Source organism: Streptomyces sp. WI03-4A, assembly GCF_033792105.1.
GTDB classification, from domain to species: Bacteria; Actinomycetota; Actinomycetes; order Streptomycetales; family Streptomycetaceae; genus Streptomyces; species Streptomyces collinus_A.
Genome location: NZ_JARAUO010000026.1, coordinates 74564 through 94863, shown reverse-complemented (window position 1 = coordinate 94863; position 20300 = coordinate 74564). Strand labels below are relative to the sequence as shown.

The 20300-nt window shown below is 68.6% G+C and carries 16 protein-coding genes; 8 read left to right on the top strand and 8 right to left on the bottom strand.

The genetic code is table 11. The features are described 5' to 3' along the window. Positions 1 to 11: 11 nt before the first annotated feature. Positions 12 to 2378 carry a DUF6049 family protein gene (locus PV343_RS24700; protein WP_319149139.1) on the bottom strand — a complete coding sequence of 789 codons (2367 nt, stop codon included), beginning with the start codon at positions 2376 to 2378 and terminating at the stop codon, positions 12 to 14. A 257-nt stretch (positions 2379 to 2635) separates the two neighbouring features. Between PV343_RS24700 and PV343_RS24695 the strand changes: the two genes are divergently transcribed. After that, positions 2636 to 4078, top strand: a complete 1443-nt coding sequence (locus PV343_RS24695) for a CCA tRNA nucleotidyltransferase (protein ID WP_319149138.1) — start codon at positions 2636 to 2638, stop codon at positions 4076 to 4078. Positions 4079 to 4122: 44 nt separating this feature from the next. Here PV343_RS24695 and PV343_RS24690 read toward each other — a convergent pair whose 3' ends face one another. The 3 genes from PV343_RS24690 to PV343_RS24680 form a co-directional block, all read right to left on the bottom strand. Further along, complete coding sequence (locus tag PV343_RS24690; RefSeq protein WP_319149137.1) at positions 4123 to 5433, bottom strand: MFS transporter; 1311 nt, start codon at positions 5431 to 5433, stop codon at positions 4123 to 4125. An 87-nt stretch (positions 5434 to 5520) separates the two neighbouring features. Next, positions 5521 to 6603, bottom strand: a complete 1083-nt coding sequence (locus PV343_RS24685; protein WP_319149136.1) for an inositol-3-phosphate synthase — start codon at positions 6601 to 6603, stop codon at positions 5521 to 5523. A 43-nt stretch (positions 6604 to 6646) separates the two neighbouring features. After that, on the bottom strand, positions 6647 to 7330 hold the full coding sequence (locus PV343_RS24680; RefSeq protein WP_020941087.1) for a PadR family transcriptional regulator: 684 nt from the start codon (positions 7328 to 7330) through the stop codon (positions 6647 to 6649). Between the two features lie 362 nt (positions 7331 to 7692). Here PV343_RS24680 and PV343_RS24675 point away from each other — a divergent pair, with 362 nt between their 5' ends. Together PV343_RS24675 and PV343_RS24670 are read left to right on the top strand one after the other, a co-directional pair. Next, positions 7693 to 10368 carry a transglycosylase domain-containing protein gene (locus tag PV343_RS24675; protein ID WP_319149135.1) on the top strand — a complete coding sequence of 892 codons (2676 nt, stop codon included), beginning with the start codon at positions 7693 to 7695 and terminating at the stop codon, positions 10366 to 10368. Between the two features lie 129 nt (positions 10369 to 10497). Beyond that, positions 10498 to 12030, top strand: coding sequence for a glycosyltransferase family 87 protein (locus PV343_RS24670; protein ID WP_319149134.1), 1533 nt, complete (start codon positions 10498 to 10500; stop codon positions 12028 to 12030). Between the two features lie 138 nt (positions 12031 to 12168). On the opposite strand, the gene PV343_RS24665 is transcribed toward PV343_RS24670, so the two are convergent. The 3 genes from PV343_RS24665 to PV343_RS24655 all read right to left on the bottom strand — a co-directional run bounded on the left by PV343_RS24665 (position 12169) and on the right by PV343_RS24655 (position 14897). Then, on the bottom strand, positions 12169 to 13200 hold the full coding sequence (locus PV343_RS24665) for an alanine racemase (protein WP_020941084.1): 1032 nt from the start codon (positions 13198 to 13200) through the stop codon (positions 12169 to 12171). A gap of 82 nt (positions 13201 to 13282) precedes the next feature. Then, positions 13283 to 14401, bottom strand: a complete 1119-nt coding sequence (locus tag PV343_RS24660; RefSeq protein WP_317444367.1) for a lipid II:glycine glycyltransferase FemX — start codon at positions 14399 to 14401, stop codon at positions 13283 to 13285. Positions 14402 to 14579: 178 nt separating this feature from the next. After that, positions 14580 to 14897, bottom strand: a complete 318-nt coding sequence (locus tag PV343_RS24655; RefSeq protein WP_319149133.1) for a hypothetical protein — start codon at positions 14895 to 14897, stop codon at positions 14580 to 14582. A 263-nt stretch (positions 14898 to 15160) separates the two neighbouring features. On the opposite strand from PV343_RS24655, the gene rpsF reads away from it, so the two are divergent. The 4 genes from rpsF to rplI all read left to right on the top strand — a co-directional run bounded on the left by rpsF (position 15161) and on the right by rplI (position 16867). Next, the gene (gene rpsF / locus PV343_RS24650) at positions 15161 to 15451 is read left to right on the top strand and encodes a 30S ribosomal protein S6 (RefSeq protein WP_004950685.1); all 291 of its coding nucleotides are present in this window, start codon (positions 15161 to 15163) and stop codon (positions 15449 to 15451) included. Positions 15452 to 15529: 78 nt separating this feature from the next. Beyond that, positions 15530 to 16123, top strand: coding sequence for a single-stranded DNA-binding protein (locus PV343_RS24645; RefSeq protein WP_319149130.1), 594 nt, complete (start codon positions 15530 to 15532; stop codon positions 16121 to 16123). Between the two features lie 42 nt (positions 16124 to 16165). Beyond that, positions 16166 to 16402, top strand: a complete 237-nt coding sequence (rpsR, locus tag PV343_RS24640; RefSeq protein ID WP_003949403.1) for a 30S ribosomal protein S18 — start codon at positions 16166 to 16168, stop codon at positions 16400 to 16402. An 18-nt stretch (positions 16403 to 16420) separates the two neighbouring features. Beyond that, a complete protein-coding gene (gene rplI, locus PV343_RS24635; protein WP_020941080.1) occupies positions 16421 to 16867 on the top strand; it encodes a 50S ribosomal protein L9 in 447 nt (148 codons plus the stop codon). 144 nt (positions 16868 to 17011) lie between these two features. On the opposite strand, the gene PV343_RS24630 is transcribed toward rplI, so the two are convergent. Beyond that, positions 17012 to 18349 carry an MATE family efflux transporter gene (locus PV343_RS24630; protein ID WP_319149128.1) on the bottom strand — a complete coding sequence of 446 codons (1338 nt, stop codon included), beginning with the start codon at positions 18347 to 18349 and terminating at the stop codon, positions 17012 to 17014. Positions 18350 to 18808: 459 nt separating this feature from the next. On the opposite strand from PV343_RS24630, the gene dnaB reads away from it, so the two are divergent. Further along, positions 18809 to 20287, top strand: coding sequence for a replicative DNA helicase (gene dnaB / locus PV343_RS24625; protein ID WP_020941078.1), 1479 nt, complete (start codon positions 18809 to 18811; stop codon positions 20285 to 20287). Positions 20288 to 20300: the final 13 nt, after the last annotated feature.

Below are 20300 nucleotides of genomic sequence, written 5' to 3'. Positions count from 1 at the left end.
CACGACATCGCTCAACGGTCCACTCTCTCACCCGTCCCGGACGGGTCGGCGCTTTCCGGTGCGGTGTCCGGCGCAGGGTCACTCGGCTGCTCCGGGTCGGCTGCCCCAGAGGGTACGTCGGACTCCTCGGGGAGACGGCCCCCGGGGCCTTCGGGGTTCCCTGGCTCGTCACCGGAGTCGTCCCCGGCGGCGTCGGGACCGCCGTCCTCGGCCTGCCGTGCGGCCGCGCGCTTGCGCTGGGTGTACATCCGGAAACCGGCCAGGACGAGGAGCAGCACGCCACCGCCGATGACCAGCATGACCGTGGGCGTGACCTCGGTGACCTTCACGTCGAAGCTGACGGGGTCGCCGTACTGCTGGCCGTCCTCGGTGTAGAGCTGGGCATAGACCGTGACCCGGCCGTTGGCGTTGGCCGAGGTGGTGAACTTCACCGACTGGCTGTGGCCGCCGGAGACGTCCACGCGCTGCTCGTAGTAGGCCTTGCCGCCGATCTTCAGTCGGGTCGGCATCGTGGACGTCAGCCGCAGGACGAGGTGGCTCACCGGCTGGACGAGGTTGTTCTGGACGGTCACCGGGATGGTGGCGCTGCGCCCGGAGAGCTTGGTCTCGGACTTGTCGATCAGCTTGACCTGCTGAGTGAGGTCGTCCAGCCAGTTCTCGACGTCGTCCCGGAAGCTCTCCGCCTGGCTGCCGCGGCCACGCCACGAGGTGGACATCTCGCGGTTTATGGCCAGCCCGAACGGGGTGACCACGCGCGACGGGTCGCTGAGGACGACCTTGAAGTTGTCGAGCTTGTCCTGGGTGCTGGCGATCTGCTCGAAGGCCGTCCGCGGCAGCTCCTGCCTGCGCAGTGAGGAGGGGTAGGCGGACGTGGACGGGATGCGCGTCGTGGCGTTCGGGTCGGGCTTGTCCTTGGCGGCCGCCGTGAGGTTCTGCGACTGGGACCAGGTTCCGCCCTGGAGCGCCTTCGCTGCCGCCGCCATCGCCTGGGCCTGGCTCGCCGACGGCATGCGCTGCGGGGCGACGACGATGCTCCGCTGCTGGTCCGTCTGCTCGTTCACCTCCAGGCTCTGGGCCAGGAAGTTCTGCACGGCCAGGGTGGCCGAGCCGGCCTGGGTCAGATCGTCCTCGAAGGCCGTGGACAGCCGTGCGTCGGACACCACCGCCGTGGTGCCCCCGCCGACCGGGCGGGCGGCGGACGGGGTGTAGGTCAGCCCGGCGGTGTCCTGGAGGCTGTCGCTGCGGGCGATCACCCGGTCGGCACCGGCGGAGGTGGCGACCTTCATGATCGACGGGTCCACGGCGCCGTCCACCGGCCAGGCGAAGTCCGTGCTCGGTGTGACGTGCAGCACGGACTTCACCGTGAGGGCGGCGACGTCGGTGGCGTCCTTGAGATGACTGAGCGAGCCGGTGACGCTGGTGCCCCGGTGAGCGAGGGAGGCCAGGTCGGGGTCGGCGAAGGGCAGCGCGACGACCTCCTTGCCCGCCACGGCCTTCTGCAGGCCGGCCAGCCACTGCTTGGCGACCGCCTGGTGCGTTCCGGCCGTGGTGGTGCCGTCGCGGCCCTGCAGCCGGTAACTGCTCGCCATGGCGTCCACCGATGCCAGCAGGTCCGGATCGATCACCCACGTGACGTCCAGATCCTTGCCCAGCTCCAGCATCTGGGCCAGCCGGCCGCCCGGGGCGATCTCCTTGGCCAGGTCGTCATTGAGGAAGACCGGGGTCTGCAGCTCCCCGGCGCCCGTCCTGGCCGTCATGTGGACGGAGGACACCAGCGGCCACAGGAACGTGGTCCTGGTCTTCGTGTCGGCGTCGGACGCCTGCCACGGCAGGAACGTCCGCTTCGCGCCGAGCACCTGCTCCCAGGGCTGGGCGGCGGTCTGTCCGGACAGGGCGACGCCGAACTCGTAGACGCCGTCGCTGCCGAGGTCCAGCTTGTCCACCGGGACGGAGATGCTGAAGTGCTCGGCGACGCCGGGGGCGAGCTTGGCGAACTTCTCCTCGTACTTGCCGCCGACCTCGGAGCCGTTGAGGCTCTGGAGGGAGTCGGAGTGCCGGCTTATGGCGTCGATCGCCGCGCGCGTGTTCAGCTGGCGTCCCACCCGCAGGCCCACGTGGGCGGCGGTGACGGCCTGCTTGCCGGTGTTGGTCACGGTGCCCGACACGGTCAGCGTGTCCCCGTCCGTGGGGGCGCTGGGGGTGAGCGAGTCCACCGAGACGGACACCGGGTCCGAGGAGGCGGCCTGGACCGGTCCTGCGGCGGGCAGCTGGAGGAGCCCGGCCAGCAGGGGCGCCCCGGCGAGCAGAGCTCCGGTACGCCGCAGCCACCGGCGGGCAGGTGAGGCACTGGTCCCCTGGAAGTCAGCCGCCTCGGCCACGCGCTCGCCCGTCCCTCGTCGTCGTCAGTGGTCGTCGGAATGTGCGTCCACGCATGGTAACGATGTGCGCCGAGGGGAAGTGCCGTGGTCTGCTTCACAAGATCGGAAGAGAGCGGCGACCTGTCCTCTCCGTCCAGTATCGAGGAGATGGCGGTAGTACGCCGTAAGCACCGGCCTTGAGCGGGTATGGCGGGTGGTGGGCGTACCCCGCTTATGGGGGCGCCCCCGGGGCTCCCGGCCACGTACCCTCTTCTGTTGTGCCGAACGCCAACGATGACACTCCCTCTGCCCTGAACCAGGCGCAGCACCGCGCCGTGAGCGAGCTGCTGCGGGTGGCTCCCGTCGCGGACGATCTCGCCCGCCGCTTCCAGGAGGCCGGGTTCTCGCTCGCCCTGGTCGGGGGCTCGGTCCGTGACGCGCTGCTCGGCCGGCTCGGTAACGACCTGGACTTCACCACCGACGCGCGCCCCGAGGACGTCCTGAAGATCGTGCGTCCCTGGGCGGACTCCGTCTGGGAGGTCGGGATCGCCTTCGGTACCGTCGGCGCGCACAAGGGTGGCTACCAGATCGAGATCACCACCTACCGGTCCGAGGCGTACGACCGCACCTCGCGCAAGCCGGAGGTGTCGTACGGCGACTCCATCGAGGAGGACCTGGTCCGTCGTGACTTCTCGGTCAACGCGATGGCCGTGGTGCTGCCGGAGAAGGAGTTCATCGACCCGCACGGCGGCCTGGAGGACCTCGCGGCCCGGGTGCTGCGCACCCCTGGCACGCCCGAGGAATCGTTCTCGGACGACCCGCTGCGGATGATGCGAGCCGCCCGGTTCGCCGCCCAGCTGGACTTCGAGGTGGCGCCCGAGGTCGTCACCGCGATGACCGAGATGGCGGGGCGGATCGAGATCGTCTCGGCCGAGCGGGTCCGGGACGAATTGAACAAGCTGATCCTCTCCGCGCACCCGCGCAAGGGACTGACCCTGCTGGTCGACACCGGGCTCGCCGGCCACGTCCTGCCTGAGCTGCCGGCCCTGCGGCTGGAGAGTGACGAGCACCACCGGCACAAGGACGTGTACGAGCACACGCTGATCGTGCTGGAGCAGGCGATCGCGCTGGAGGAGAACGGCCCCGATCTGGCGTTGCGCCTGTCCGCGCTGCTGCACGACATCGGCAAGCCGCGCACGCGCCGTTTCGAGGGGGACGGGCGGGTCTCCTTCCACCACCACGAGGTGGTGGGCGCGAAGATGACGAAGAAGCGTATGACGGCCCTGAAGTACTCCAACGAGCTGGTGAAGGACGTCTCCCGGCTGGTCGAGCTTCATCTGCGCTTCCATGGCTACGGCACGGGCGAATGGACCGACTCGGCCGTGCGCCGTTACGTGCGGGACGCCGGACCGCTTCTGGACCGTCTGCACAAGCTGACCCGTTCCGACTGCACGACGCGGAACAAGCGGAAGGCGGCGGCACTGTCCCGCGCCTACGACGGTCTGGAGGAGCGCATCGGTCAGCTCCAGGAGCGGGAGGAGCTGGACGCGATCCGTCCGGACCTCGACGGCAACCAGATCATGGAGATCCTGGGCATCAGCCCGGGTCCGGTCATCGGCCAGGCGTACAAGCACATGCTGGAGCTGCGGCTGGAGAACGGCCCGATGGAGCATGACGCCGCGGTGGCGGCGCTCAAGGAGTGGTGGGCCCAGCAGGGCTGAGCCGTGGGGGTGGCATGTGTTTCACGTGAAACACACGCCGCGGCCTACAGAGGGGGCGATGTTTCACGTGAAACATCGCCCTTCTTGTCGTTCCGGTGGGTCTCGAAGCGGGCCATGGCCACCGCGGTCAGTCCGTAGAAGAAGGCGACAAGCACCACCAGGGCCGCCGACCGGCCGTCCGGTGGCAGCATCAGAGCCGCCAGGCTGGCGGCACCGACGAAGGCCGTGTTGAAGAGGACGTCGTACAGGGAGAAGATCCGGCCCCGGAAGCCGTCGTCGACGGATGCCTGGACGATCGTGTCCGTGGCGATCTTGGCGCCCTGGGTGATGAGCCCCAGGACGAAGACCGCGACCAGCAGGGGGCCGGCGGCGAACGGTAGGCCGAGTGCGGGTTCCAGCAGCGCTGCCGTGCCGGCGCAGACCACGATCCAGCGGACGGGACCGATCCGTCCCACCACCCACGGTGTCACCAGGGCAGCCGCGAAGAAACCCGCGCCGGACACCGTCAGCGCGAGCCCGAGCAGCCGCAGGCCCTCGTCGGGGGACGCGGAGAGGGCGTAGCGGCACAGCATGAGCAGCAGAACGAGCAGCGCGCCGTAGCAGAAGCGCATCAGCGTCATCGCGGCCAGCGCCCAGGCCGCCTCCCGGCGCCGGGGCTCGGCCAGGTGGCGGACGGCCGCGAGCAGTGCCCGCGCGGTGTCGGCGAGCGCGGACCTGAGCTGCGGCTGTTCCGGTACCCGGTCGGGTCCCAGGAGCGCGGGAGCCATGCTCAGGGCGGTCAGAGCCGCGCACAGGTACAGGAAGGCGCCGAGCAGCACCACGGCGGCGTCGGAGCCCGACGCCACGAGCCGTACGGCGAAGGCCAGGCCGCCGCCGACGGTCGCGGCCAGCGTGCCGGCCGTGGGGGACAGGGAGTTCGCGAGGACCAGGCGCTCGGTGTCGACCACCCGCGGCAGGGCGGCGGAGAGTCCGGCGAGGACGAAGCGGTTGACGGCCGTCACGCAGAGCGCCGAGGCGTAGAACAGCCAGTCCGGGACGTGGCTCACCATCAGGACCGCGGTCACCGCCGCCAGCAGGGCCCGCAGCAGATTGCCGTACAGGAACACCTGGCGGCGCCGCCAGCGGTCCAGCAGGACACCTGCGAAGGGGCCGACCAGGGAGTAAGGGAGCAGCAGGACCGCCATCGCCGACGCGATCGACGCGGCGGAGGTCTGCTTCTCCGGGGAGAAGACGACGTACGCGGCGAGCGCGACCTGGTAGACGCCATCGGCTCCCTGGGAGAGGAGACGTACGGACAGCAGGTGCCGGAAGTCCCGCAGACTCAGCAGGACGCGCAGGTCACGGACGACGGACATGGCGAACAGCCTCACACATGCGGAAGGTCCCCGGGCCAGGAAGCCCGGGGACCCTCACAGCCCTGGCAGGAGCGTTCTGTCGGCGCTTCAGCGCTCGACGTCGCCGCGGATGAACTTCTCCACGTTCTCCCGGGCCACGTCGTCGAAGTACTGGACCGGCGGGGACTTCATGAAGTACGAGGAGGCGGACAGGATCGGGCCACCGATGCCGCGGTCCTTGGCGATCTTCGCGGCGCGCAGGGCGTCGATGATGACACCCGCGGAGTTCGGGGAGTCCCAGACCTCGAGCTTGTACTCCAGGTTCAGCGGGACGTCACCGAAGGCGCGGCCCTCGAGGCGGACGTAGGCCCACTTGCGGTCGTCCAGCCAGGCGACGTAGTCGGACGGGCCGATGTGGACGTTCTTCTCGCCGAGGTCCCGGTCGGGGATCTGGGAGGTGACGGCCTGCGTCTTGGAGATCTTCTTGGACTCGAGGCGCTCGCGCTCGAGCATGTTCTTGAAGTCCATGTTGCCGCCGACGTTCAGCTGCATCGTGCGGTCCAGGATGACACCGCGGTCCTCGAACAGCTTGGCCATCACGCGGTGCGTGATGGTCGCGCCGACCTGGGACTTGATGTCGTCACCGACGATCGGCACACCGGCCTCGGTGAACTTGTCCGCCCACTCCTTGGTGCCGGCGATGAAGACCGGGAGGGCGTTGACGAAGGCGACCTTGGCGTCGATGGCGCACTGGGCGTAGAACTTCGCCGCGTCCTCGGAGCCGACGGGCAGGTAGCAGACCAGAACGTCGACCTGCTTGTCCTTCAGGATCTGGACGACGTCGACCGGCTCGGCCTCGGACTCCTCGATGGTCTGGCGGTAGTACTTGCCAAGACCGTCGAGGGTGTGGCCGCGCTGGACGGTGACACCGGAGTTGGGCACGTCGCAGATCTTGATGGTGTTGTTCTCGGACGCGCCGATCGCGTCCGCGAGGTCGAGGCCGACCTTCTTGGCGTCCACGTCGAACGCGGCGACGAACTCGACGTCGCGCACGTGGTAGTCACCGAACTGCACGTGCATCAGGCCGGGGACCTTGGAGGCCGCGTCGGCGTCCTTGTAGTACTCGACTCCCTGCACCAGCGACGCGGCGCAGTTGCCCACGCCGACGATGGCTACGCGAACCGAACCCATTCCGGTTGCTCCCTGTGTGTACGAGTGAGGCCCTGAGTGGGTCTCACGTGGCGGTGTCGCCGGGCGTATCCGTCCCGGGGGTGCCCCCGGGACGGGGCAGGCCGCCCGTCGATCCAGATGTGGTGTCCTGCTGAGCGGACCCCCCGGATGCGGAACCCTTCAGGTCCCGACCGGCCCGCTCGCTCTCGATGAGCTCGTTCAGCCAGCGCACTTCGCGCTCCACGGACTCCATACCGTGGCGCTGGAGCTCAAGCGTGTAGTCGTCGAGGCGTTCTCGCGTGCGTGCCAGGGAGGCGCGCATCTTCTCCAGGCGCTCCTCCAGGCGGCTGCGCCGGCCCTCCAGCACGCGCATGCGCACATCCCGCGACGTCTGCCCGAAGAAGGCGAACCGTGCGGCGAAGTGCTCGTCCTCGTACGCGTCGGGGCCGGTCTGCGAGAGCAGCTCCTCGAAGTGCTCCTTACCTTCTGCCGTCAATCGGTACACGATCTTCGCGCGGCGTCCGGCGAGAGGAGCGGCGAGGGCGTCCTCATGGGTGCTGCCCGGTTCCTCGATCAACCAGCCGTTGGTGACCAGCGTCTTGAGGCAGGGGTACAGGGTCCCGTAGCTGAACGCCCGGAATACACCCAGAGACGTATTGAGTCGTTTGCGCAGCTCATAGCCGTGCATAGGGGACTCGCGCAGCAGCCCGAGTACGGCGAACTCGAGGATGCCGGATCGCCGGCTCATGATCGCCTCCTTCGGTCCACCGCGTCTTTATCTCGCCCTGATGTATCGACTCGATACATCACGACGATAGAACGGCCTTCCGCATGCGACAAGAGGGAGGACGGTGAACGGGATCACATCACCGATTCGTAGGAGGCGAGTTGCCTGTTTTGGGGTGAACTTCGGGGCTCGGCTGGTTTTGACGGTGCGTAGTCTGTGCGGCATGCACACCACCGGGAACCAAGTGATGCCTGGGGGGCGTCCTCGTCCCCGGTGCAGTACGGGTGAATGCGGGACCGACCACATCCGTACTTCGGGGGGACCGGAAACCACCGCCGTTTCCAGGCGCGCACGGGTGCGCCTGCCCGAGGAGTAATCGTTCGATGAGCGAGCACCGTCGCAAACCGCCGCAGCCGCAGGGAGGCGGACGTGCCGCGGCCCGACGCGGACAGTCCGGCCCCGCCTCCGGCCGCCGTGCGGCACCGCGAGGCGCCACCGGGTCTTCTTCCGACTCCCATGAGTCCGGTTCCTACGGGTCGGACGCCTACGGCTCGGGGGGTGAGGAGCGCGCCTACGGCAGCCGTGCCGAGGCGCGCCGCGCGACCCAGAGAGGCGGCGGCCGGCGCAGGGCCGCCGACAACGCGGGTCCTGGCGCCCGGCGCGGCGGCCCGGGCGGACCGACCGGCCCCGGCCGCGGCAGAGGCCGTGCCACGACCGCACCGGGCAAGAAGAGGTTCATCGACTACCCGCGGTCGGGCAAGTACGGCTGGCACCGCTGGGTGCCGTCCTGGAAGCTCGTGTCGGGTCTGTTCGTCGGCTTCCTCGGCTGCCTGGTCGCCATGGTGGGCATCGGCTTCGCGATGGTGGAGATCCCCAGCGAGAACATCGCCGCCAAGTCCCAGAACAACGTCTACTACTGGGCGGACGGCAGCCAGATGGTCGCCACCGGCACCGGTGTGAACCGCCAGAACGTCACCATCGACAAGATCCCCGAGGCCATGCAGTGGGCCGTGATCTCGGCGGAGAACAAGAGCTTCTATCAGGACTCGGGCGTGGACCCCATGGGTATCGCCCGAGCGCTGGCCAACATGGCGCGAGGCGGTCAGACGCAGGGTGGTTCGACGATCACCCAGCAGTTCGTCAAGAACACCTACCTCAGCCAGGACCAGACGGTCACCCGTAAGTTCAAGGAGATGTTCATCTCCATCAAGGTGGGCACGAGGCTCAAGAAGCCGCAGATCCTCCAGGGGTATCTGAACACCTCGTACTTCGGCCGTGGCGCGTACGGCATCCAGGCGGCCGCCCATACCTACTTCGGCAAGGACGCGGTCAAGCTCAACCCGAGCCAGTGCGCCTTCCTCGCGGCGCTGCTGAAGGGCCCGACGTACTACGACCCGGCCGGCAACGTCGATCTCGACAAGTCGGCGGACCCCAAGTCCAACCTCAAGCGCTCCACGGAGCGCTGGCGCTGGATCCTCGGCGAGATGCACAAGGACAAGCGCATCAGCGACGCCGACTACCAGAAGGCCATCGCGAAGTACCCCCCGGTCCAGGGCCGCAAGGCGACCAAGGGCATGACCGGCCAGATCAGCTACCTGGCCGACACGGCGAAGAAGTACGTCCTGAACCACTCCAACATCACGGAGGCGGAGTTCGACAAGGGCGGCTACCAGATCTACACGACCTTCAACAAGGACAAGGTCAACGACCTGAGCGCAGCCGTGAAGAAGATCCAGAAGGACCGGCTCGACCCCAAGCACCGCAGCCTGGACAAGTACGTCCAGTTCGGTGCGGCGTCGGTGGTCCCCAAGGACGGAGCGATCGTCGCCCTCTACGGCGGTGACGGCTACGAGAACGGCCACTTCACCAACAACGCCGACACCTCCGGCGTCCCCGTCGGTTCGACGTGGAAGCCGTTCGTGCTGGCCGCGGCGATGGAGTACGGCACGTACAAGTCCGACGGCGTGGGCGTCTCGCCGCTGAGCAAGTACAACGGCGACGACCACCTGAAGGTGAGACGGCCGGACGGGTCGTACTACCTCAATAAGGACAACTCGTTCTTCTTCCAGAAGAACGAGAGTCCTCGCAAGTGGGGATACATCACTCTGCGCAAGGCGATGGAGCAGTCCATCAACACGCCCTTCGTGCAGCTGGGTGTCGATGTGGGCATGTCCAAGGTCCGCGACGTGGCCCGGTCCACCGGCATACTCGACGCGAGCATGTCGCAGGACCTCAACCCGTCGTTCGCCATCGGTACCTCCACCCCCAGCGCGATCCGCATGGCCGACGCCTACGCGACCTTCGCGGCCTCCGGGAAGCAGGCGGACCCGTACTCGGTGACCGCCGTCAAGAAGGACGGCACGGACGTGCCGAGCTTCACCAAGAGGCCCAAGATCAAGCAGGCGATGGAAGCGAACATCGCCAACAACGTCACCGACGTGCTGCAGAACGTCATCCAGAACGGTACGGGTCAGAACGCCAAGGCCCTGGGCCGTTCCGCGGCGGGTAAGACCGGTACCACCGACAAGAACAAGTCGGCCTGGTTCGTGGGCTACACCCAGCAGCTGTCGACGTCGGTGGCGATGTTCCGCGAGAATCCCAAGGACCACAAACTGCTGTCCATGAACGGCACCGCGGGGGTGGACTCCATCCACGGTGGTGACATCCCGACCGCGGTGTGGACCGAGTACATGAAGGCCGCACTGAAGAACGCGAACGACCCCGGCTTCCCGGACGCGGTGAAGATCGGTGACGTGCAGGACGAGGTCGGTGCGCCGTCCCCGACCCCGTCGGTCACCATCACGCCGAGCCAGTCGCCGAGCGACTCGCCGACCCCGACGCCGAGCGTGACGTCCACCTCCCCGTCCCCGTCCCCCAGCGATTCCTGCCAGTTCGGCTGGGGAGACAACTGCGACACCGCCAATGGCGGCGGCAACGGGAACGGAAACGGCGGCACGGACGGAGGGACGACACCCTCGCCGACTGTCACGGACACCACCGGGACCGGGAACAACAGAGGAAACGGCAACGGTGGTCTCTTCGCAGGTCAGAATGGCTAGCAGGGTCATCTGATCCCAGACCGGTCATACCGCCCGGCAAGGGTGTTTCACGTGAAACATGGGCCGCCGCACCCACCAGGTGCGGCGGCCCACGGTGTTTTCCTGGACAGGTACGGCAGGATGTGCCCCATGCCCAGTGCAGAGATGACGCCCGCCGGCGTGCACGAGCCCGAGCCTGTGCGGCCCTCCGACGCGGAACCGGTCCGGCCGACCAGGGAGGACGAGGTCGCCGCGGCCGGGAGCGAGCTGATCGGCGGTCCCATCGGCCGGCGTGCCTTGCTCGGGACGACCTGGTGGACTCCCGTTCGCGTCATCGCGCTCGTCGCGATCGGCATGTTCGCGCTCGGCCTCGTCCAGAAAGCGCCCTGCTACCACAGTGCCTGGTTCTTCGGCGCCAGCTCGCAGTACACGCATGCCTGCTACTCGGACATCCCGCACCTGTATCAGGGGCGCGGCTTCGCCGACGGTCTGGTGCCGTACTTCGACAAGCTCCCGGGCGACATGGATTACCTCGAATACCCGGTGCTGACCGGTGTCTTCATGGAGGTCGCGGCCTGGCTCACTCCGGGCAGCGGTTCCATCCAGCACCAGGAGCAGTGGTACTGGTTCGCCAACGCCGGGATGCTGATGGTGTGCACGGCCGTCATCGCCGTCTGTGTGACCCGCACCCAGCGCCGGCGTCCCTGGGACGGTCTGCTCGTCGCTCTCGCACCGGCCTTCGCCCTCACCGCCACCATCAACTGGGACCTTCTCGCGGTGGCTCTGACGGCCGCCGCGATGCTGATGTGGTCCCGGGGCCGGGCCCTGGCCTTCGGGGTCCTCCTGGGGCTCGCCACGGCCGCCAAGCTCTATCCCGTCGTGCTGCTCGGCCCGCTGCTCGTCCTGTGCTGGCGGGCCGGCCGGTGGCGTGAGTACTTCCAGGCCGCGGGCGGGGCCGTCGTCGCCTGGCTGGTCGTGAACCTGCCCGTGATGCTGTTCGCCTTCCAGGGCTGGTCGAAGTTCTACACGTTCAGCCACGACCGGGGCATCGACTTCGGCTCCTTCTGGCTGATCTGGGCGCAGAACTCCAGCAACCCGCCGACCACCGACTTCGTCAACACCGCGGCCACCGTGCTGGTCGTCCTGTGCTTCCTCGGCATCGCGGCGCTGACCTTCACCGCCCCGCGCAGGCCGCGCTTCGCCCAGCTCGCCTTCCTGATGGTCGCGGCCTTCATCCTCACCAACAAGGTCTACTCCCCGCAGTACGTCCTGTGGCTGGTGCCGCTCGCGGTCCTCGCCCGGCCCAAGTGGCGCGACTTCCTTGTCTGGCAGGCGTGCGAGGTGGCGTACTTCCTGGGCATCTGGATGTACCTCGCCTACACGACCAGCGGAGACGCCCACAAGGGACTGCCGACGCAGGGCTACCACTGGGCGATCGCGATCCATCTGCTCGGCACCCTGTACCTGTGCGCCGTCGTCGTCCGGGACATCCTCATGCCCGAGCGGGATGTGGTGCGCAGGGCCGGGGACGACGATCCTTCGGGCGGGGTGCTCGACGGTGCCGAGGACGTCTTCGTGCTCGGCACCGCGGCCCGCCCCGCCCGGCACGCCGCGCCCTTCGAGGCGCCCCAGGTGGCCTGGGGGCGGCCGGAACAGCGCCCCCACGAGGACCGTTCGCTCTGAGCGAACGCCCGCTGCGGGCTATGCCCCGGCGGGTTCCCCGGACATGTGAAAGGCCGTGCACGAGCGCTTCGTGCACGGCCTTCCCGCTGCGCGGATCCTGTCCGGGGACTGCCCAGGTTCTGTCCGGTGGCCGGACCGTCAGCGGTCGACGATCCGGTCGAACTGCGTGGTGGTGTGCCGCAGATGGGCCACCAGCTCGTCACCGACCGTCGGCTCCGGGGCGTCCGACGGGACGAACAGGATGGACACCTGCATGTGCGGCGGCTCGGCGAACCAGCGCTGCTTGCCGCCCCAGACGAACGGCGAAAGGTTCCGGTTCACCGTCGCCAGACCGGCCCGCGCGACGCCCTTGGCGCGCGGCATGACGCCGTGCAGGGCCTTCGGGGCCTCCAGGCCCACCCCGTGCGACGTGCCGCCCGCCACGACCACCAGGAAGCCGTCCGAGGCCGCCTTCTGCTGCCGGTAGCCGAAGCGGTCGCCCTTCGTCACGCGCGTGACGTCCAGGACCGCACCGCGGTACTCGGTGGCCTCGTGGTCCCCCAGCCACAGCCGCGTGCCGATCCGGGCGCGGAACCGCGTCTGCGGGAACTGCTGCTGCAGCCGGGCGAGTTCCTCGGCCTTGAGGTGGCTGACGAACATGGTGTGCAGCGGGAGCCGGGCCGCGCGCAGCCGGTCCATCCAGCCGATGACCTCCTCGACGGCGTCCGAGCCGTCGGTGCGGTCCAGCGGCAGGTGGATGGCGAAGCCCTCCAGCCGGACGTTCTCGATGGCCTGGTGCAGCTGCGGCAGGTCCTGCTCGCTGATGCCGTGCCGCTTCATCGAGGACATCACCTCGATGACCACACGGGCGCCCACGAGGCCGTACACGCCGTCGATCGACGAGACCGACCGGACCACCCGGTCCGGCAGCGGCACCGGCTCCTCGCCCCGCCGGTAGGGCGTCAGCACCAGCAGGTCACCGCTGAAGAAGTCCTTGATGCGGGCGGCCTCGTACGTGGTGCCGACGGCGAGCATGTCCGAGCCGAGCCGCGTGGCCTCCTCCGCCAGCCGTTCGTGTCCGAAGCCGTAGCCGTTGCCCTTGCAGACCGGGACGAGGCCCGGGAACTGCTCCTGCACGTGCTTGTGGTGCGCCCGCCAGCGCGCGGTGTCGACGTAGAGCGTGAGCGCCATGGCCGGACCCGGAACCTTTCTCGTGGCTGCGGTGGATCGCAGGGGTGAAAGCTGTGAAGGCTATGGAATCAAACGCCTGGGCTCAGCGGCGCGACATGTAGATGTCGAGCGCCTTGTGGAGCAGCTTGTTCAGCGGGAAGTCCCACTCGCCGAGGTACTCGGCGGCCTGGCCACCGGTGCCGACCTTGAACTGGATCAGGCCGAACAGGTGATCCGTCTCGTCCAGCGAGTCGGAGATGCCGCGCAGGTCGTAGACGGTGGCGCCGAGCGCGTAGGCGTCGCGGAGCATCCGCCACTGCATCGCGTTCGAGGGCCGGACCTCACGGCCGATGTTGTCGGAGGCGCCGTAGGAGTACCAGACGTGGCCGCCGACGATCAGCATGGTGGCCGCGGACAGGTTCACGCCGTTGTGCCGGGCGAAGTACAGCCGCATCCGGTTGGGGTCCTCGGTGTTGAGGGCCGTCCACATGCGCTGGAAGTACGACAGCGGGCGGGGCCGGAAGTGGTCGCGCACCGCCGTGATCTCGTACAGCCGCTGCCACTCGGCCAGGTCCTGGTAGCCGCCCTGGACGACCTCGACGCCGGCCTTCTCGGCCTTCTTGATGTTGCGGCGCCAGAGCTGGTTGAAGTTCTTGTGGACCTCTTCCAGGGAACGGTTCGCCAGCGGCACCTGGTAGACGTACCGAGGCTGTACGTCGCCGAAGCCCGCGCCGCCGTCCTCGCCCTGCTGCCAGCCCATGCGGCGCAGCTTGTCGGACACCTCGAAGGCGCGCGGCTCGATGTAGTCGGCCTCCAGGTCGCGCAGCCGCTTCACGTCCGGGTCCTGGATGCCCTTCTTGATGGTGTCCGCGTTCCAGCGGCGGATGATCACCGGCGGGCCCATCTTCACGGAGAAGGCGCCCTGCTGCTTCAGGTGCGCCAGCATCGGCTGGAGCCAGTCGTCCAGGTTCGGCGCGTACCAGTTGATGACCGGGCCCTCGGGCAGGTACGCCAGGTAACGCTTGATCTTGGGGAGCTGGCGGTAGAGGACCAGACCCACGCCGACCAGCTGGCCGGTCTTGTCGAACCAGCCGAGGTTCTCCGAACGCCACTCGGCCTTCACGTCGGACCAGGCAGGGACCTGCATGTGGCTAGCCGACGGCAGGCTCTGGATGTACGCCAGATGCTGCTCGCGGCTGATGGTCCTCAGGGTCAGGCTCATGTCGGGGCGCTCCTCGGGCTGGTGTGTCCCCATGGGTTCAGGGGCTCCGGCTCTCGCGCCGAAGCCTACTGCGCCTTGCGAGCGCCCCGACTGGGGCGTGCGGCACCTGCACCACGGCCGGTGGCCGGCGAGGCGTCCGTGAGGTGTGGGGGAAGTCGTCGTCAGGTGCTGTGCGGGGTCAGCCGATGAGGCCGCCGAACAGTCCGCCGTTGGCCATGCCGAGCATGAAGCCGACACCGGAGGCGCCGAGACCCAGGACCATGCCGAAGCGCTGACGGGTGGTCACGGAGACCCACTGCCCGTACGCGCCCACGAACAGGCCCACCAGGCCGGCCCAGGAGCTGAGCAGGTGGAGGCCGGAGAAGAAGCCGGTCACGAGGGCCAGCACGCCGAGTACCAGCGTCACCGCCATCAGGGTGTCCTGGAGCGGATGGGGTTTGCCGTCGGTGGCGAGAAGGGATCCGGCGGTGTTGGGTCGCAATGCCTGCTGTGCCATGAGGCACCTCCTGCGGATCGCGGCGCACTGTAGCGCCATACACACCCGATGTGTACAGACTGACGGTCCTCACCGCCGGATTTCAACCGGAAGCGTGTGTGCAGGTAGTCTGTACCGTCTGCACCGGTGTCTGCCCAGGCCGCTGCGGGGATCCCGGCGGGAACCCCCGATTGTCAGTGGTGGCGGATACCGTTGCGTACGCATCACAACCCTCCTGCCACGGAACGACCGTGGCCGCTGAGACCAAAGGAGGTGGGTTTCACATGCGTCACTACGAGGTGATGGTCATCCTCGACCCCGATCTGGAGGAGCGCGCTGTCTCCCCCCTGATCGAGAACTTCCTCTCCGTCGTCCGTGAGGGCAACGGCAAGGTGGAGAAGGTCGACACCTGGGGCCGTCGTCGTCTCGCGTACGAGATCAAGAAGAAGCCCGAGGGCATCTACTCGGTCATCGACCTGCAGGCCGAGCCTGCGGTCGTGAAGGAGCTCGACCGCCAGATGAACCTGAACGAGTCGGTCCTCCGGACCAAGGTCCTCCGCCCCGAGACCCACTGAGCTTCCCCGCTCAGCTGATCTCGGGATTCGAGTAGCAGCAACCAAGCAGCCAGAGCAAACCCGCCGAGAGGTTCCCCCATGGCAGGCGAGACCGTCATCACGGTCGTCGGCAATCTTGTCGACGACCCCGAGCTGCGCTTCACCCCGTCCGGTGCGGCGGTCGCGAAGTTCCGTGTCGCGTCCACCCCCCGCACCTTCGACCGCCAGACCAACGAGTGGAAGGACGGCGAGAGCCTCTTCCTGACCTGCTCGGTCTGGCGTCAGGCGGCGGAGAACGTCGCCGAGTCGCTCCAGCGAGGCATGCGCGTCATCGTGCAGGGCCGGCTGAAGCAGCGGTCCTACGAGGACCGTGAGGGCGTCAAGCGCACGGTCTACGAACTGGACGTCGAGGAAGTCGGCGCCAGCCTGCGCAACGCCACGGCCAAGGTCACCAAGACCGCCGGTGGCGCTCGCGGTGGCCAGGGCGGTTACGGCGGCGGCGGTGGCGGCGGCCAGCAGGGCGGCGGCTGGGGCGGAGGCCCCGGTGGCGGCCAGCAGGGCGGCGGCGCTCCGGCCGACGACCCCTGGGCGACCGGCGCTCCCGCCGGTGGCAACCAGGGCGGCGGCTGGGGCGGAGGCTCCGGCGGCTCCGGCGGCTCCGGTGGCGGCTACTCGGACGAGCCCCCCTTCTAAGGGCTCGCAACCCCACTTCTTGATCACACAGGAGAAACACCAATGGCGAAGCCGCCTGTGCGCAAGCCGAAGAAGAAGGTCTGCGCTTTCTGCAAGGACAAGGTCACGTACGTGGACTACAAGGACACGAACATGCTGCGGAAGTTCATTTCCGACCGCGGCAAGATCCGTGCCCGCCGCGTGACCGGCAACTGCACGCAGCACCAGCGTGACGTCGCCACGGCCGTCAAGAACAGCCGTGAGATGGCGCTGCTGCCCTACACGTCCACCGCGCGCTAAGGGAAGGGTGACCGAAAAATGAAGATCATCCTCACCCACGAGGTTTCCGGCCTCGGTGCCGCCGGCGAAGTCGTCGACGTCAAGGACGGCTACGCTCGCAACTACCTGATCCCGCGGAAGTTCGCGATCCGCTGGACCAAGGGTGGCGAGAAGGACGTCGAGCAGATCCGCCGCGCTCGCAAGATCCACGAGATCCAGACCATCGAGCAGGCCAACCAGATCAAGGCCCAGCTCGAGGGCGTGAAGGTCCGTCTGGCCGTCCGCTCCGGCGACGCCGGCCGTCTCTTCGGCTCCGTCACCCCGGCCGACGTCGCTTCCGCGATCAAGGCTTCCGGTGGCCCCGAGGTCGACAAGCGTCGCATCGAGCTCGGTGCGCCGATCAAGACCCTGGGCGCCCACGAGACGTCCGTGCGTCTGCACCCCGAGGTTGCCGCCAAGGTCAACATCGAGGTCGTCGCCGCCTGACGCCGCACGCTCGGCTTGTCTAGCAGCTGAGAGAGGGGCCGCTCCCCACGGGAGCGGCCCCTCTCCGCGTCCGGTACCGGGAGGGACCGTACGCACGGCGCGTGTTTCACGTGAAACCGGGCGGTACCTGCCCGGGCGGTCCGCTCAGCGGGTCGCGCCGGTGACGATCCACCGCCCGGAACGGGACCGCAGCCACAGGGTGAGCATCCGGACCGTCATCATCAGGGTCATGGCCGCCCAGAGTGCCGTCAGGCCCCCGCCCAGGGCGGGGACGAGCAGCGCCACCGGTGCGAAGACGGCCAGGGTGACGACCATGGCCCAGGCCAGGTACGGCCCGTCCCCGGCGCCCATCAGAACGCCGTCCAGGACGAAGACGATGCCGCAGACGGGCTGGGAGAGCGCCACCATCAGCAAGGCCGGCAGTGCGGTGTCCTTGACCACGGAGTCGCCCGTGAACAGCGGCAGGAACAGCGGCCTGGCGGCCACCACGAGCACTCCGAGGACGATGCCGGTGGCGATGCCCCACTGCACCATGCGGCGGCACGCCTCGTGGGCGCCCTGGGTGTCGCTCGCGCCGAGGTAGCGGCCGATGATGGCCTGGCCGGCGATCGCGATGGCGTCGAGGGCGAAGGCCAGCAGGCTCCACAGGGACAGGACGATCTGGTGCGCCGCGATGTCGGCGTCGCCGAGGCGTGCCGCGACGGCGGTGGCGATCATGAGGATCGCGCGCAGCGACAGGGTGCGGACGAGCAGCGGCACACCGGCCTGGGCCGAGGCCCGGATGCCCGAGGCGTCCGGGCGCAGGGAGGCCCCGTGCCGTCGGGCGCCCCGGACGACGACGACGAGGTAGACGGCCGCCATCCCGCACTGCGCGACGACGGTGCCCCAGGCGGAACCGGCGATGCCGAGGCCGGCGCCGTAGACCAGTCCCGCGTTGAGGCCGGCGTTGGCGACGAAGCCGCCGACGGCGACGTACAGCGGGGTCCTGGTGTCCTGCAGACCGCGGAGCACGCCGGTGGCCGCGAGGACGATCAGCATGGCCGGGATGCCGAGCGAGGAGATGCGCAGATAGGTGGTGGCGTGGGGGGCTGCGGTGCTGGAGGCGCCGAAGAGGTCCACGATCCCCGGGGCCAGCGGGAGGACGAGCGCGATGACCGCCAGGCCCAGCAGCAGTGCGAGCCAGATGCCGTCCATGCCCTGGCGGATGGCCGCCGGGAGATCGCCCGCGCCGACGCGCCGGGCCACGGCGGCCGTGGTGGCGTAGGCGAGGAAGACGAACACGCTCACGGCGGTGGTGAGAAGGGCCGAGGCGACCCCGAGGCCGGCGAGCTGGGCGGTGCCGAGGTGGCCGACGATGGCACTGTCCGCCATGACGAACAGGGGCTCTGCGACGAGTGCGCCGAAGGCCGGAACGGCCAGCGCGATGATCTCTCGGTCGTGCCGACGGCGTCTGGCCTGGGGGATCGCTGGAGCCTGTGTCATGGCCACTAATCTAATCGTCCACAGGTAAGAGATGCAAAGCCTTAGTGGCCCTTACTTCGCGTTCCGGCACGTGTGCATGCGCACACCGTTCGAGCCGATCTTGGCCCGACTGGGGAAGTTTTTCTTCTGCACAGGCGGTGGAGGATGAAAGCGCAGGTCAGAGGCTTTTGGTAGGAGTGATGGAGGGCTTGTTCACAGGGCTGTCCACCGGGTCGTGCACAGGTTTCGGCAGGTTCTCCACAGCATCGGGGCCGTCGTCCACATGGCCTGTGGATAACCAGATTGGCTGACGGTGCCGAGGGGCCTACCGTGGTCCGGCGCCCGCTCCTCGTGTCGACCTGGGAAAGCCCACAAAACCGACGCGTCAGAACCGGAGTTGGGCGCTCTCATTTGTCAGTGTCGTGCCGTAGAACAGAGGGCACGGCGAGGTCCGCCGCGCGGACGGGAGGAGGTGGCTCGGTGAGCATTTCCGAGCCCTTGGACGATCCGTGGGCCGACAGCGGGCCCAGCGATCGTCTGCCCGCCTCCCGCCGGCGCAGCGACGGTGGACGGGGTCGTGACGAGCAGCACGACCGGGGCCGGGAGAGCGGCGGCTGGGACGGCGGGGGCTCCTCCTTCGAGCGGGTGCCGCCCCAGGACCTGGACGCCGAGCAGTCCGTGCTGGGCGGCATGCTGCTGTCCAAGGACGCCATCGCCGACGTCGTCGAGATCCTCAAGGGCCACGACTTCTACAAGCCGGCCCACGAGACGATCTACCAGGCCATCCTCGACATCTACGCCAAGGGCGAGCCGGCCGACCCCATCACCATCGCCGCCGAGCTCACCAAGCGCGGCGAGATCAACAAGGTGGGTGGGGCGTCGTACCTGCACACCCTGGTGCAGACCGTGCCGACGGCGGCGAACGCCGAGTACTACGCGGAGATCGTCCACGAGCGCGCGGTCCTGCGCCGGCTGGTCGAGGCCGGCACCCGGATCACGCAGATGGGATACGCGGCCGACGACGATGTGGACGAGATCGTCAACCGCGCCCAGGCCGAGATCTACGCCGTCACCGAGCAGCGCACCAGCGAGGACTACCTGCCGCTCGGCGACATCATGGAGGGCGCCCTCGACGAGATCGAGGCGATCGGCTCGCGCAGCGGCGAGATGACGGGTGTGCCCACCGGGTTCACGGACTTCGACTCGCTGACGAACGGCCTCCACCCGGGCCAGATGATCGTCATCGCGGCCCGTCCCGCCATGGGTAAGTCGACGCTCGCGCTGGACTTCGCGCGGGCCTGCTCGATCAAGCACAACCTTCCCAGCGTCATCTTCTCGCTGGAAATGGGCCGCAACGAGATCGCCATGCGTCTGCTGTCCGCCGAGGCCCGTGTCGCCCTGCACCACATGCGGTCCGGCACGATGACGGACGAGGACTGGACCCGGCTCGCCCGCCGTATGCCGGACGTCTCGGCCGCCCCGCTGTACATCGACGACTCGCCGAACCTGTCGATGATGGAGATCCGCGCCAAGTGCCGCCGGCTCAAGCAGCGCAACGACCTGAAGCTGGTCGTCATCGACTACCTCCAGCTGATGCAGTCCGGTGGCTCCAAGCGCGCCGAGAGCCGTCAGCAGGAGGTCTCGGACATGTCCCGTAACCTCAAGCTGCTCGCCAAGGAGCTGGAGATCCCGGTCATCGCGCTGTCCCAGCTGAACCGTGGCCCCGAGCAGCGCACCGACAAGAAGCCGATGGTCTCGGACCTGCGTGAGTCGGGCTCCATCGAGCAGGACGCCGACATGGTCATCCTGCTGCACCGCGAGGACGCCTACGAGAAGGAGTCCCCCCGGGCGGGCGAGGCCGACCTGATCGTCGCCAAGCACCGAAACGGACCCACGGCGACGATCACCGTCGCCTTCCAGGGCCACTACTCCCGCTTCGTGGACATGGCCCAGACCTGATCCGGTGCGCGGG

Bases quoted from the DNA above. Each gene is read 5' to 3' on its own strand.
- PV343_RS24655 (WP_319149133.1), bottom strand. From the start codon at position 14,897: ATGGCACAGCAGGCATTGCGACCCAACACCGCCGGATCCCTTCTCGCC.
- PV343_RS24670 (WP_319149134.1), top strand. From the start codon at position 10,498: ATGCCCAGTGCAGAGATGACGCCCGCCGGCGTGCACGAGCCCGAGCCT.
- PV343_RS24665 (WP_020941084.1), bottom strand. From the start codon at position 13,200: ATGGCGCTCACGCTCTACGTCGACACCGCGCGCTGGCGGGCGCACCAC.
- PV343_RS24690 (WP_319149137.1), bottom strand. From the start codon at position 5,433: ATGTCCGTCGTCCGTGACCTGCGCGTCCTGCTGAGTCTGCGGGACTTC.
- rpsF (WP_004950685.1), top strand. From the start codon at position 15,161: ATGCGTCACTACGAGGTGATGGTCATCCTCGACCCCGATCTGGAGGAG.
- PV343_RS24630 (WP_319149128.1), bottom strand. From the start codon at position 18,349: ATGACACAGGCTCCAGCGATCCCCCAGGCCAGACGCCGTCGGCACGAC.
- rplI (WP_020941080.1), top strand. From the start codon at position 16,421: ATGAAGATCATCCTCACCCACGAGGTTTCCGGCCTCGGTGCCGCCGGC.
- rpsR (WP_003949403.1), top strand. From the start codon at position 16,166: ATGGCGAAGCCGCCTGTGCGCAAGCCGAAGAAGAAGGTCTGCGCTTTC.
- PV343_RS24645 (WP_319149130.1), top strand. From the start codon at position 15,530: ATGGCAGGCGAGACCGTCATCACGGTCGTCGGCAATCTTGTCGACGAC.
- PV343_RS24680 (WP_020941087.1), bottom strand. From the start codon at position 7,330: ATGAGCCGGCGATCCGGCATCCTCGAGTTCGCCGTACTCGGGCTGCTG.
- PV343_RS24685 (WP_319149136.1), bottom strand. From the start codon at position 6,603: ATGGGTTCGGTTCGCGTAGCCATCGTCGGCGTGGGCAACTGCGCCGCG.
- PV343_RS24675 (WP_319149135.1), top strand. From the start codon at position 7,693: ATGAGCGAGCACCGTCGCAAACCGCCGCAGCCGCAGGGAGGCGGACGT.
- PV343_RS24660 (WP_317444367.1), bottom strand. From the start codon at position 14,401: ATGAGCCTGACCCTGAGGACCATCAGCCGCGAGCAGCATCTGGCGTAC.